General features: G+C 32.1%; 11 protein-coding genes. 2 read left to right on the top strand and 9 right to left on the bottom strand.

What is annotated here, in order from left to right; genetic code table 11:
- Nucleotides 1-7: 7 nt before the first annotated feature.
- From LUU93_RS01110 to surE, 5 genes are read right to left on the bottom strand one after another with little or no spacing between them, the layout of a single operon-like run.
- Entirely contained in the window at nucleotides 8-2,044 is a 2,037-nt protein-coding gene (locus LUU93_RS01110; RefSeq protein ID WP_232676936.1) for a ComEC/Rec2 family competence protein, read from the bottom strand.
- Nucleotides 2,045-2,089: 45 nt separating this feature from the next.
- Nucleotides 2,090-2,575, bottom strand: a complete 486-nt coding sequence (locus LUU93_RS01105; protein ID WP_232676908.1) for a C40 family peptidase — start codon at nucleotides 2,573-2,575, stop codon at nucleotides 2,090-2,092.
- A gap of 11 nt (nucleotides 2,576-2,586) precedes the next feature.
- A complete protein-coding gene (gene lpxB / locus LUU93_RS01100; protein ID WP_232676899.1) occupies nucleotides 2,587-3,702 on the bottom strand; it encodes a lipid-A-disaccharide synthase in 1,116 nt (371 codons plus the stop codon).
- A gap of 35 nt (nucleotides 3,703-3,737) precedes the next feature.
- Nucleotides 3,738-4,010: a hypothetical protein gene (locus LUU93_RS01095; RefSeq protein WP_232676889.1), complete on the bottom strand. Its 273-nt coding sequence runs from the start codon at nucleotides 4,008-4,010 to the stop codon at nucleotides 3,738-3,740.
- The gene (gene surE, locus LUU93_RS01090) at nucleotides 4,003-4,782 is read right to left on the bottom strand and encodes a 5'/3'-nucleotidase SurE (RefSeq protein WP_232676887.1); all 780 of its coding nucleotides are present in this window, start codon (nucleotides 4,780-4,782) and stop codon (nucleotides 4,003-4,005) included. The genes LUU93_RS01095 and surE overlap by 8 nt, the downstream gene beginning before the upstream one ends.
- 212 nt (nucleotides 4,783-4,994) lie before the next feature.
- Here surE and LUU93_RS01085 point away from each other — a divergent pair, with 212 nt between their 5' ends.
- Together LUU93_RS01085 and LUU93_RS01080 are read left to right on the top strand one after the other, a co-directional pair.
- Nucleotides 4,995-7,178 carry a carboxy terminal-processing peptidase gene (locus LUU93_RS01085; protein WP_232676876.1) on the top strand — a complete coding sequence of 728 codons (2,184 nt, stop codon included), beginning with the start codon at nucleotides 4,995-4,997 and terminating at the stop codon, nucleotides 7,176-7,178.
- A 90-nt stretch (nucleotides 7,179-7,268) separates the two neighbouring features.
- Nucleotides 7,269-8,048 (top strand): DNA/RNA non-specific endonuclease, encoded by a 780-nt coding sequence (locus LUU93_RS01080; RefSeq protein ID WP_232676866.1) that lies wholly within the window; start codon nucleotides 7,269-7,271, stop codon nucleotides 8,046-8,048.
- Here LUU93_RS01080 and rpe read toward each other — a convergent pair.
- From rpe to LUU93_RS01060, 4 genes are all read right to left on the bottom strand, one after another.
- On the bottom strand, nucleotides 8,025-8,687 hold the full coding sequence (gene rpe, locus LUU93_RS01075; protein ID WP_232676857.1) for a ribulose-phosphate 3-epimerase: 663 nt from the start codon (nucleotides 8,685-8,687) through the stop codon (nucleotides 8,025-8,027). The genes LUU93_RS01080 and rpe overlap by 24 nt on opposite strands.
- A gap of 376 nt (nucleotides 8,688-9,063) precedes the next feature.
- A complete protein-coding gene (locus LUU93_RS01070; RefSeq protein ID WP_007804760.1) occupies nucleotides 9,064-9,927 on the bottom strand; it encodes a sigma-70 family RNA polymerase sigma factor in 864 nt (287 codons plus the stop codon).
- A gap of 173 nt (nucleotides 9,928-10,100) precedes the next feature.
- The gene (locus LUU93_RS01065) at nucleotides 10,101-11,801 is read right to left on the bottom strand and encodes a hypothetical protein (RefSeq protein WP_232676847.1); all 1,701 of its coding nucleotides are present in this window, start codon (nucleotides 11,799-11,801) and stop codon (nucleotides 10,101-10,103) included.
- 14 nt (nucleotides 11,802-11,815) lie between these two features.
- A complete protein-coding gene (locus tag LUU93_RS01060; protein WP_232676845.1) occupies nucleotides 11,816-12,952 on the bottom strand; it encodes a DUF4249 domain-containing protein in 1,137 nt (378 codons plus the stop codon).
- Nucleotides 12,953-13,059 lie beyond the last annotated feature (107 nt).

Here is a 13,059-nt window from a genome sequence, read left to right as displayed (position 1 = left end):
AGAAAGATTAGTTTAATCTATAAAATCCCTTTTCGGCAGTAGCATGAAAAGGGATATTTTTTTTCTCGCAGCTCAATTTCCACTTTTTTTGAATGGCATAAGTATTTGTGCCATCTGCAATAATAATTTTTGGACGTAGTTCGATTAAAATTCTATCCATGTTTATTTTAGGTGACTGCGTCAAAATCAAAATATCAGGCTGAATTTTATTTTCATAAACTCCGGTGCTGTCAATTATTGAGATTTTCTTTCCATTAAAAAACAAGACATTCCTGATTTGCTGCGATTTATTTAAAACACTAAAATTGCCAACTAAATAAGAATTAAAAGCATTGTTTTTTGAGCTTTTGTCCCCAGTTGTATCGTTTGTAAAAAGTGTGATATTGCTGCCGAATCTTTTTGAGATTAATGTACTTTTTTTGGTATTATAAACAATTAATTCTTTTTGATCTGCGGTTTCTTTTTTAGTGTAAATAAAAGAAAGCTGTAATAGAATTATTGATACAAATACAGCAATAAGTTTGCTGTAGCTAGGTTTCTTTGACCAAATTATCGCACTGATTATTACGAAGTAAAGCGTAACCAAATAATAAAAATTAAAACTGATATCCTGAATTACAAAAGATTCAAACGATGCTACATAATGAATCATTTGGTTTAAAATAAAAATACTTTTTTCAAAAAGGTACACTAATATTTCGGGTGGACTTTTAAAGACTGCAAAAATCATAACGATTATTCCGGCAATCATTATAAAAGATAAAACAGGAAGAATTATAATATTGGTAACAAAAAATAATCCGGGAAATTGGTGGAAATAATAAAGACACAAAGGTAAAGTACCAATTTGTGCAGCAAATGAAACCGTTAAGGCATCCCAGATATAAATTGAGATTTTGTTTTTTGGAGACCAGATTTTCTTCAGTATCGGCTGCAGCCAAACTATAAAAAACAACGCTAAATAACTTAACTGAAAACCAACATCAAATAAGAAATAAGGTTCAAAAAGCAAGATCAACAAAATAGAAACTAATAGTGTATGATATATGTTTCCGCTTCTGCGGAGATGATTTCCAATGGCAACAAAAGAAAACATGACAACCGAACGCAAAACCGATGGAGATAAACCAGATATAACCGCAAAACCTGCCAATGAAATTAAAATAGAAAACAATTTAATGGCAGAACCTTTTCGCGTATTGGGAACTGGTTTTAAAACAAACATGATAAAAAGCATTATAAAGCCAACGTGCAGCCCTGAAACCGAAAGAACATGCGTTGCTCCGGAATATTGATAATCCTTTATAATATCGGCTGAAATTTCCTGCTGCTGTCCCAAAATAAGAGCCAGCGCCACATTCATTTCATCTTTATTAAAATGAGCGCTTTCCAGATTTTTTAAAATAGTGGCATGGAGCCGGCCGGAGTAATACCAAATGTCTTTTTTGATAGTTTGACTAATTTTAATTTCTGATTTTTTGCAATAAACCTGTGCGTAAATCTGTTTGTCTGCTAAGTATTTAGCATAGTCAAATTGATTTGGGTTTTTACTCGAAGATGTTCTTTGTAAAGCAGTTTTTACTTTAATTATATTCCCAATTATCAATGGATTTTGAGTACTGTCTTTTTGAATATTGACAATGATTTTACCTGAATAAATCTTGTTGTTAATAGTATTTATAAGTCCGACATAACGATCGTTGTAATCGTTGCTTTTGAGTTTTTCCCGTAACGTAAAAGTTATAAATTGAGGCTTTTCAAAAGCTGTTTTGGAATGTGTGTAATTAGTTTTATCAAAAGTATCGGTATGGATAAGCAAAACACAGATTCCTGTTGAAAGCGAAATAAAAGCACTGCTTATTCCGAAAATTAGATTATTCTTTTTGTTTTTCTTCGAAAGGAAAAAACTAATGCAAAATAATACAGTACAAATTCCAAGAGAAATAAATGAAACTTGAATTGAAGGCAGACAATAATAAGAAACTAAAATGCCAAAAAGAAAACTAATTGTAATTTTAGCTAAAGGAAAATCTAATACTTTCATGGCTTAAAAGTATTAAAAATTTGTAAGAAAATAAATATATTTTGTTTATTCGATTACGCGGTTAATTTGTTCGAACGAGTTTTTGTAATAAGCTTCTTTTGTAGAAGAAATGATAACGCCTTTTGAAGTAGAAGAATGTACAAATTTAATTTCATCTGAATTTACCTCGGTAATAAGGCCAACATGATTGATCTGCTTACTTTTATTCGTTTTAAAGAAAATCAAATCGCCTTTTTTGGCATCATTCAGCGGAATTACTTTTCCAATTTTTGCCTGTTCAAAAGAACTTCTTGGCAGTTTTATATTTTCAGATTCAAAAGTTGTATAAACTAATCCAGAGCAGTCAAAACCGCTTTTACTAGTTCCGCCCGCTTTGTATTTAACACCGATATTATCTGTTGCAGTTTCAATTAAATTTTTTACAATAGATCTGTTTTCTTTTTTCGATTCACTTTTGCTCACAGCAGTCGAAGTCGATTTACAAGAAACCAATACGATTGATAAAAGAAAGAAAATGAGTATTTTTTTCAAAACAGAAAAGTTTAAGATTTTAAATCGGCAGCAATAAGTTTGGCTGTTTTTTTGCTTGCGCCAACGCCGCCTAGCTTTTGCTCTAAAATATCATAATTTTTCAGCAGTTTTTCGCGGTGAGAAGGTTCAAGTAATTTATTCAATTCTTCTTTGATTCTTTTGGTATTACATTCATTTTGAATCAATTCAGTTACAACTTCCTGATCCATAATTAAATTGACAAGCGAAATATATTTTAAAGTAATAATTCGTTTGGCAATTTGATAAGAGATTGCACTTCCTTTATAACAAACCACTTCGGGAACTTTAAAAAGAGCCGTTTCTAAAGTTGCAGTTCCAGAGGTAACTAATGCCGCAGTTGAAGAACGCAATAAATCATACGTTTTATTCGAAACAAATGCGATGTTTTTGTTTTTAATAAACTGCTGGTAAAACTCATAATCCTGACTTGGCGCACCCGCAATAACAAATTCATAATCCTGAAAATCATCAACAACGCTCAGCATAACACTCAGCATTTTGGTAATTTCCTGTTTACGGCTTCCCGGTAAAACAGCAATAATTGGTTTTTCTCCTAACTTGTTTTCTTCTCTAAAAGCGGTTTCATTAAAAACAGGCTGATTTTGAATAGCATCAATCAAAGGATGTCCAACAAAATCTACAGGAAAATGATGTTTGTCTTCGTAAAAGCTTTTTTCAAAAGGCAAAATCACAAACATTCTGTCAACGTCTTGTTTAATAGCATTGATACGATTTTCCTTCCAGGCCCAAATTTGCGGAGAAATATAATAATGTGTTTTGTAGTTCAGTTCTTTAGCCCATTTTGCAATACGCATATTAAAACCCGGATAATCAATAAAAATTAAAACATCGGGTTTAAATTCAGAGATATCTTTTTTACAGAATTTGATGTTGTTTAAAATAGTTTTTAAGTTAAAAACCACTTCAACAAATCCCATAAAAGCCAATTCGCGATAATGTTTTACCAATGTTCCGCCGGCTTTTTGCATTAAATCACCGCCCCAAAATCTAATATCGGCCTGAGGGTCTTCCTCGTATAAGGCTTTCATTAAATTAGAACCGTGTAAATCTCCGGAAGCTTCGCCAGCTATTATGTAATATTTCATATCAACGAATTTTTATTGCAGCACAAAGATAGGATTTAAATAATTATGGTCGAAATTGCTAAAACAATCACGGCAAAAATCACGCCTCTGGCCATCATTTCTTTGTTTCTCTTTAAAAGAATTAAAAAAACAGGAAGATCTAAAACAGCCCCAATTGTAATAACTTTTCCTAAATATCCCATTTCTCTAATGGTTTGAATTCCGGCTGGAAGATCAAATTTTGTAAAAAATTTGATAAACAAATAACTTCCAAGAAGCGAAGTAAAAATTCCAACAATAAATCCGATTACGAGTTCTTTTTTATCCATTTAATTTCCAAGTGTTAAGTTGCTGCATTGTATGATGTGCCGTTAAGTCGAACTGAACAGGAACTACCGAAATATATCCGTTTTCAAGCGCCCATTCATCAGTATCTTCGCCATTGTCTTCATTGGTAAATTTGCCCGTTAACCAGTAATAATCTTTCCCAAAAGGAGTTTGTCTTTTGTCAAATTTCTGGGCATAATAAGCTTTCGCCTGACGGCAGATTTTTATTCCTTTGATTTCTTTTTCGCTCAATTTTGGAAAATTAACATTTAAAACCACTCCGGCCGGAAGTTTATTTTTTAATGTTTCTAAAGCTATCTTTTTAACGAAAGATTTAATCGGTTCAAAATCGGCATTCCAGTCAAAATCCAAAAGAGAAAATCCAATTGCCTGAATTCCTTCAATTCCGGCCTCGACAGCGGCACTCATTGTTCCTGAATAAATCACATTTATAGAAGAGTTTGATCCGTGATTAATTCCCGAAACACACAAATCTGGTTTTCGTTTTAAAATTTCATTTACAGCTAGTTTTACGCAGTCTACGGGCGTTCCGGAACAGCTGTATTCCGTAATTATGTCGTCATCTTTAGAAATTTTATCAAGAAATAAAGTATTATTTATTGTAATTGCGTGCCCCATTGCGCTTTGAGGTTTGTCCGGAGCGACCACAACTACATCGCCAATAGTTTCCATAACGCTTATTAAAGCTCTGATTCCGGGAGCCAGAATTCCATCGTCATTCGTTACTAATATTAGAGGTTTTTCTTCTTTCATACTGCGTTTTTGATTTTTGATTTGTCAAAATAAAAGCTTGTTAGGGCAAATGTAGTAACAGATTTTGGTAGAATACTAACAAATAAATAAAAATTGTAAACTAAATTCCATAAGACTTTTAAGCATCAAACATTTTTATATCTTTAACAAAAAATTATACTGATCTTGGCATGTTGGCATAGTTTTTACCGTAACTTAGATTAAAAAATTTGATGAATGCTATTATTAAGTTTATGAAAAGAAATTATAAAATACTTATAGCCGTATTATGCTTGTCTTTAACCCTGTTTGCTTTTAAAATAAATGCTGATAAGAATGATGATCCGGATCCAAATAAAGACAAGACACTTTTAGAATTACTGGCTTTTGTTATTGAAAAAGGACACTACAGCCCGGCTGAAATTAATGACGAATTTTCAAAAGGTATTTTTAAAGATTATATCGAGGCATTAGACCCTTCGAAGAGATTTTTCCTGCAGTCTGATATTGATGAATTTAAACAATATGAGTTGATGCTGGACGATCAGTTTTTGAATAAAGATTTAACATTCTTTAATTTGACTTATACGAGGTTAATGAAGAGAATGGAAGAAAGCAAAAAACGTTACAAAACGATTTTAGCACAGCCTTTTAACTATACTACAGATGAGACTTTTAATGCAGATTATGAGAAACTTCCGTATGCAAAAAACTTAACTGAGATCAATGAAAGATGGAGAAAACAAATTAAATTGTCTACACTTTCATCGCTTGTAACAAAGCAAAAAATTGAAGAAGAGAAAAAGAAAAAAGATCCTGCTTATCAGGAAAAATCTTTTGATGCTTTAGAAAAAGAAACACGCGAAAGTTCATTAAAATCTTTGGATGATAATTTTAGTGTAATTAAAGATTTGAATAAAGATTACTGGTTTTCAGTGTATTTGAATTCAATTATGGCTCGTTTTGATCCGCATACAAGTTATTTTGCACCAGAGGAAAAAGATCGTTTTGATGTAAATATCAGCGGGAAATTAGAAGGAATCGGTGCAAGATTAACGAAGAAAAATGATTTCACTCAAATTGATGAGTTAATTTCCGGCGGTCCGGCATGGAAAGGAAAACAACTTGAAGCCGGAGATTTAATCTTGAAAGTGGCTCAGGGAAATGAAGAACCAGTTGATGTGGTTGGAATGCGTCTTGATGATGTTGTAAAAAAGATCAAAGGTCATAAAGGAACAGAAGTTAAGCTTACCGTTAAAAAAGTTGACGGAAGTATTAAAGTAATTTCAATTATCAGAGATGTTGTTGAAATTGAAGAAACGTATGCAAAATCTAGTATTGTTGAGAAAAACGGATTGAAATACGGCGTTATTTACCTGCCTAAATTTTACATTGACTTTGAAAATAAAGACGGTCGCGATGCCGGAAAAGATATTGCTCTTGAGGTAGAAAGACTGAAAAAAGAAAACATAAACGGTATCGTTCTTGACGTTCGTGATGATGGTGGAGGATCTCTTTCTACAGTTGTTGATATTGCAGGTTTATTTATTGAAGAAGGACCAATTGTTCAGGTAAAATCTGCGGGTAAAAAGAAAGAAGTTTTATACGATAAAGATAAAAAAATAGAGTGGGACGGACCATTAGTAATTATGGTTAACAGTTTCTCTGCTTCGGCTTCTGAGATTTTAGCTGCTGCAATTCAGGATTACAAACGTGGAGTTATTATCGGAAGTAAACAAACTTACGGTAAAGGAACAGTACAAAACGTACTTGATTTGAACCAATTTGTTCGTAATGCAAATTATGGAGATTTGGGAGCTTTGAAAATTACGGGTCAAAAATTCTATAGAATTAACGGTGGCTCAACCCAATTAGAAGGAGTTCATAGTGATGTGGTTATGCCAGATCGTTATGCTTATCTAAAAATGGGAGAACGTGATATTGACAATGCAATGCCATGGGATAAAATCGACCCGGCAGATTACAACATCTGGACTTCTAATGAAAACTTTACAAAAGCAATCGAAAAAAGTAAAAACAGAATTTTACAAAATCCTCAATTTAAATTAATTGAAGATAATGCAAAATGGATCGATATTAAGAATAAAGAAAACATATACAGCCTGAATATTAATAGTTTTAAACAAACTCAGGAACAAGTTGAAAATGAAGGAAAAAAATATAAACCAATCTCTGAATATAAAAACAGTTTAGTTTTTAGATCATTGCCTTATGAAGAGGTTGAAATGAATAACGATGTAACATTAAAAGAGAAAAGAGAAGCTTGGCACCAGGCATTATCTAAAGATGTTTATGTTGAAGAGGCTTTAAATGTTTTAGATGATTTACAATCTAAATCTTTAGTAAAAGCTGGCGTTTCTCCTAAAATGAAAAAAGATAAATTGGTAAAATCTTAAAGATTTTAAGCATTTAATTTGTTATTAAAAACGCTTCTTAAAGTAATATTTATGAAGCGTTTTTTTTAAGTTTAAAAATAAAAGTAATTTATGAAGAATATTTTAGTTTGCGGGCTGATTGGTTTAGTACTGCTTTCTTGTAAAAAGGAAAATAAAGCTGTTGCTGAAGCAGTAAAAGCAGAAAATTCATTTGTTTCAGACCAAAGCAGTACCGGTTCACTGTACCCGACTGCCTATCGGCCAACTTCGACCACAAATCAAATTGTAGAACATAAATATTATACACTTTCTTATAATGAAAAGTTTGAGCAGGCTGAATGGGTCGCTTATGAATTGAAGAAAGAATACTTAAAAAATGGAAATTACAAACGTCCGTATTTTATTGAAGATCCCAAAGTTTCTACTGGTTCTGCAGATTGGAGAAATTATAAAAAATCAGGTTATGATAAAGGGCATCTTTGTCCTGCCGGCGATATGGAATTTAGTGAAGATGCTTATAATGATACTTTCTATACCTCTAATATTTCGCCTCAAAGGCATGATTTTAACAGCGGAATCTGGAATAGAATTGAACAAAAAACACGTTATTGGGCTGGAAAATATAATGATATTTATGTAGTTACTGGCGGAATCCTGAAAGAGTCAGATAAAAAAATAGGAACAGAAAAAGTTTCTGTTCCTAAATATTTTTATAAAATTGTTTTGGCTAAATCAGGAAAGGAACATAAAGCAATTGCTTTTTTGGTTCCGAATGAAGACAGCGACAAACCAATTTATGATTTCGTAGTTCCTATTGAAACTTTAGAAAAAATGACAGGAATCGACTTTTTTCCAAATCTGAAAAATCTAAAAAGCAGTAAAGACTTTTAAATCTGCAATTGTTTCAATTGGATTTTCGGCTTTAAAAACAAAGCTTCCGGCAACTAAAACATCGGCTCCGGCTTCTACTAATTGTTTTGCGTTTTTATTGGTTACACCGCCGTCAATTTCGATAAGAGTTGATGCGTTTTTGCGTGTAATTAAAGCTTTTAGTTTTTTTACTTTATCGTAAGTGTTTTCAATAAACGACTGCCCGCCAAAACCTGGATTGACACTCATAATACAAACCAGGTCAATATCGTTTATTACATCTTCTAATAAATCAATATTTGTGTGAGGATTAATCGCAACTCCGGCTTTCATTCCTTCGGCTTTAATAGCCTGAAGTGTTCTGTGTAAATGTGTACAGGCTTCGTAATGTACAGTTAAACCATTAGCGCCTAAATCAGCGAAGGTTTTAATATAACGATCCGGATCAATAATCATTAAATGTACATCAATATATTTTTTTGCATGCTTTGAAATAGCTTCTAAAACCGGCATTCCGAAAGAAATATTCGGAACAAAAACTCCATCCATAATATCGATATGAAACCAATCGGCCTGGCTGTTATTAATCATTTCGATATCGCGCTGTAAATTGGCAAAATCTGCCGCAAGAACTGAAGGAGCAATAAGTGTATTTTTCATTATGTAGTTGTGTGTTTTTATTTGCAAAGATAAATTTTTTATGCTGTACATTGTAATTTAACCGCATAGGAGTGCGCTAAGATTTACGCAAAGTTCACAAAGTTTTATTTAGAAAATTAATTATAAGAATACGAAGTTCGCAAAGCTTTGAGTACTTAGTGATTTTATTATAAGATCAATATAAAAAATCTTTGTGAACTTTGCGGTAAAAAAACGTCCAATAAAATAAAAAACTCCGGTAATCAGCCGGAGTTTCAATCATCAATCAAAAAACGAACAGTCAATCAAACTGTTGTTTGCGTTACAAAGGTTTCAGGTTTAAAGTTTCAAGTTACGAAAAAGCAACCTGAAACTTTAAACCTGAAACAAATATTATTTATCCTAAATAAGTTTTAAGGATTTTACTTCTTGAAGTGTGTTTTAATCTACGGATTGCTTTTTCTTTAATCTGACGAACACGCTCACGGGTTAAGTCGAAAGTTTCTCCAATTTCTTCCAGAGTCATTGGGTGCTGATCGCCAAGGCCAAAATACAAACGAACAACATCTGCCTCTCTTGGAGTTAATGTTTCTAACGAACGCTCGATTTCAGTACGTAATGATTCGTGAATTAACTCTCTGTCTGGGTTTGGAGATTCTCCAGAACGTAAAACGTCGTAAAGGTTAGAATCTTCTCCTTCAACAAGAGGTGCATCCATTGATAAGTGACGACCAGAGTTTTTCATAGACTCTTTTACGTCATTTACTGTCATGTCAAGTTCTTTTGCAATTTCTTCAGCAGAAGGCGGACGCTCGTTAGACTGCTCTAATAACGCATACATTTTGTTGATTTTATTGATAGAACCAATTTTGTTTAATGGTAAACGTACAATACGTGATTGTTCTGCAAGGGCCTGAAGGATCGATTGACGAATCCACCATACAGCATAAGAAATGAATTTGAAACCACGAGTTTCATCAAAACGCTGCGCAGCTTTTATAAGACCTAAGTTTCCTTCATTAATTAAATCAGGAAGAGTTAATCCTTGATTTTGATATTGTTTAGCAACCGATACAACGAAACGTAGGTTGGCTTTTGTTAATTTTTCTAAAGCTCTTTGATCACCAGCCTTTATTCTTTGTGCTAATTCTACCTCTTCATCAGCGGTAATTAGGTCAACTTTTCCGATTTCTTGTAGATATTTATCTAACGATGCAGTTTCACGATTGGTTACCTGCTTGGTGATTTTAAGTTGTCTCATGTTATTTGTCTCCTCAATTTTTAAGTGTACAAGTGGTTATACGTATGAAGTTCCAAAAAAGTTACAAATTGTATCAAAAATAATTTGTTTTTTAAAAAAAATAAAAAACCTGTCAGCAAACAGACAGGTTTTGAGTGAGTTATGAATATTTCTAAGAAATATTTTTATTTCAATTAATTTGAAACTGTATTTTGAACTTCAATATTTTCTTTGATAGAAACCGGAATTCCGCTTTTAGTAAAACCTTCAAGTCTTATTTCAAAAGTACCGGAAAGATCAGAAGTATAGAATGAAGTTTCAGAATCTTGGTTTAACTGAACATCAGGATTCCAGAATAATTGATTTCTAAAATCAGGAATTCTTTGATTGTCAGCAGTATTTTCGTATTTTACTTTGTTGTATATTTTTTTTGGCTGCGGTCTTAAAATAATTGGTTTTGAGATTGAAGATCCTGTTTGAGTGCTTTTAAAATCTCTATCAAAAGTTGTAAAACTAATTAAACCATTAAATGACTTTGCCCCAACATAATATCTTCCAACGATAACTTCAATCTTATATACATTTTTCATGTTGTAGGTAATAAGATCGTTTTGGTTCTCTAAATATAATCCGTCAACAAGAACAAGTGCAGATTCTGGAAGCTGTGGAAATATACTTGGATCATTTACGTGTAGATAAAATTTTTCCTCTTTTTGTTTTGAATAAACTTCTACGACAACCTCAGTTATTGTTTCTTTTAGAGTTTTAAAGCGTGTATAATCATCTAAAACATATTCTTTTGCAATTGGATAATAAAAAGATTCAGATGTTGGAGCTTTTTCAATATTATCAACTTTTTTATGATAATAAGCATTTTCAACCTGACTTGAAATTGATCTTTCTAAAAGGCTCTCTTTAAAAGTGTAGGATAATTTAGAGTCTTTCTCGAATGATATTTGACTGTAATCTATCTCTGGCGCATTGTTTATTACAAGATCATAATTTTTTGCTTTTTCATCTATAATCTGAATAACGATATTAGACGTGTAAAATGTTTTGTTTATATTAAAAATAAAGTTTCCGTTACTATCAGTTTTTACAACTTCAAAAGCAAATGATTTTCCGGGAATAGATAATCCTACTGAAATATTTTCAATTTGATCACTACTATTTTTTGCAGATATTTTTCCCGAAATAATTTCGCCTCTAAGTTCTGGCAGGATTATTTTTTGATCTTGCTTTTGCAAGTCTAATACAATAGGATAAGAAGTATTTGAAGCAAATTTTACAGCAGAAATTTGATTTTGGGTTGGAATGTTGTCTAATTTTCGAACAGAAAGTGAATAAATTCCGTCTACGAAATTATTGCTTAAGGACTGAATTTTTAAGTCAACAAATTCGCGGTTTGTAAATGTTTTTTTATTCAGTTTAATTGAAACATTTTCGGTTGTTAAATTTTCATCAGACGTATTTGATCCGTTTGCTAAAATGTTTGCAGTAACAGTTTTTTCATCAACTTTATAAGGATTCACAATATTAATGTTTAACTGAAATAACTCAGAAAGCGGTTTGTTCAGCATCCAGTTTGTGTAGCCAATTAGTTTGTAGCTTCCTGTTTTTAAAGTTGTAGGAATGAAATAATCGCCCTGACCGCTTGCATTTTCTAAAGAAATTTTTGTTTTAAAAACTGATTTTTTACTATCATCAACCAATTCTACATAAGCAGTTTTGCTAATATTACTTGGCGTTTTATCAGAAGATTTTAAACAATAGATTTTGTACAGCAAAGTTTCACCAGAAACAAGTGTTGCTGCATTTGTATGAATGAAAACAGTTTCATCTACTGCGATTGTTTGTTGTGCGCTGCTTAATTGTGTATTAATTAATACAAACAATAAAAATATGTGTTTTAGTCTATCCAAAATGAAGGTTTTACGTTAGATGAAAATGATGTACAGTCTCCGCATACGACATCTACTAAAATGTAATTTATGCCGGCATTTGAGGAATATGTCATTAAATTTTGTTCAACATTATAAATCATAGATTCTCCGCTGCAATCTTCTCCGGCGAAACAAAACAGGAAAGGAATGTCTTCGCAGGTATTAAAATACGGAGCCGGTTTGCCCGGAAATAAATCATTATAATTAAAAAAGATTCTTTGTTCTGAAACTGATGTTACATCAAAAAAGCCAATAACTTTTGTGTCAGAATCGCTGATGCATTTTATATTTCCAGAAAGAACTCCAGGTTGTTTTGGAGATAAAATACTACCTGAACCAGCTATATCCCTCATTGTTTTATGAAAAGTATAAGCAGCTAAGTTTTCAACATATTGTCTGACTAAAATACTATATCGATGACCGATGATGTAATTATCTTCTTCAATAAATCGTATTGGTAAGTTTACACGATCCTCGCTCAGATCATTTGTATTTAATAAAATAATATCTGTTGAATTTTTTTCGGCGTAACAAGTTCTGGTATTTGATGAGTTAGGCACAAGCTGTACAGATTGAGGTCCGGTTACTTCTAATTTAGATAAGGACCATCTTGGTGCTATAATTTTATAGCTTTCCTCATATTCAAAACGATAATATTTTGAAGTTCTGGCAGGATCATAACTGTTAACATTGATTTGAACTCCGGTTTGATTGTCTTTGTTTGTTACAACCGTTGGAACTATGCTTTGAATTGGACTTACCGCAGGAAGTGTTTCCGGACTTGATTCGTATACTTTTCCGTCTTTGGTTTTAATTTCTAAAGTATATTGTCTGTTTGGTAAAATCTGAAATGCTGTTTGTGAAACATATACTCCCGAGTTTTCTTCAAATAGATATTGATTATTTTGATTGTCTTTAACCGTTACCTGAGCACCGCTTTCTGCCTGAATCGATTTATCTTCAAATCGGGCAGTTTTTGTTATCTTAATTTGTTGAATTTTAAGTTCGTTTGTCAAATTGGCTTCAACAACTATTGCTTCTTCATAAGTATTTGTAAGCAAAGGATATGTTTCTGTACAACCATTTACAAAAAAACAGATCATTAGAATTAATACTATTTTATTGAGGGACATATTCATGATTTTATTCGTAACAATTTTTTCGTGCCCTAAAGCTGGAAAGTTTGTTTTTTTATTTTTGAAATTTATAT

The organism is Flavobacterium soyae (assembly GCF_021245985.1).
In the GTDB taxonomy this organism is placed as follows: Bacteria; Bacteroidota; Bacteroidia; order Flavobacteriales; family Flavobacteriaceae; genus Flavobacterium; species Flavobacterium soyae.
This window is presented reverse-complemented; position numbering and strand designations above follow the sequence as displayed.

Coding starts and splice junctions, on each gene's coding strand:
- lpxB (WP_232676899.1), bottom strand. CDS start 3,702: ATGAAATATTACATAATAGCTGGCGAAGCTTCCGGAGATTTACACGGT.
- surE (WP_232676887.1), bottom strand. CDS start 4,782: ATGAAAGAAGAAAAACCTCTAATATTAGTAACGAATGACGATGGAATT.
- rpe (WP_232676857.1), bottom strand. CDS start 8,687: ATGAAAAATACACTTATTGCTCCTTCAGTTCTTGCGGCAGATTTTGCC.
- LUU93_RS01110 (WP_232676936.1), bottom strand. CDS start 2,044: ATGAAAGTATTAGATTTTCCTTTAGCTAAAATTACAATTAGTTTTCTT.
- LUU93_RS01070 (WP_007804760.1), bottom strand. CDS start 9,927: ATGAGACAACTTAAAATCACCAAGCAGGTAACCAATCGTGAAACTGCA.
- LUU93_RS01080 (WP_232676866.1), top strand. CDS start 7,269: ATGAAGAATATTTTAGTTTGCGGGCTGATTGGTTTAGTACTGCTTTCT.
- LUU93_RS01085 (WP_232676876.1), top strand. CDS start 4,995: ATGAATGCTATTATTAAGTTTATGAAAAGAAATTATAAAATACTTATA.
- LUU93_RS01095 (WP_232676889.1), bottom strand. CDS start 4,010: ATGGATAAAAAAGAACTCGTAATCGGATTTATTGTTGGAATTTTTACT.
- LUU93_RS01060 (WP_232676845.1), bottom strand. CDS start 12,952: ATGATCTGTTTTTTTGTAAATGGTTGTACAGAAACATATCCTTTGCTT.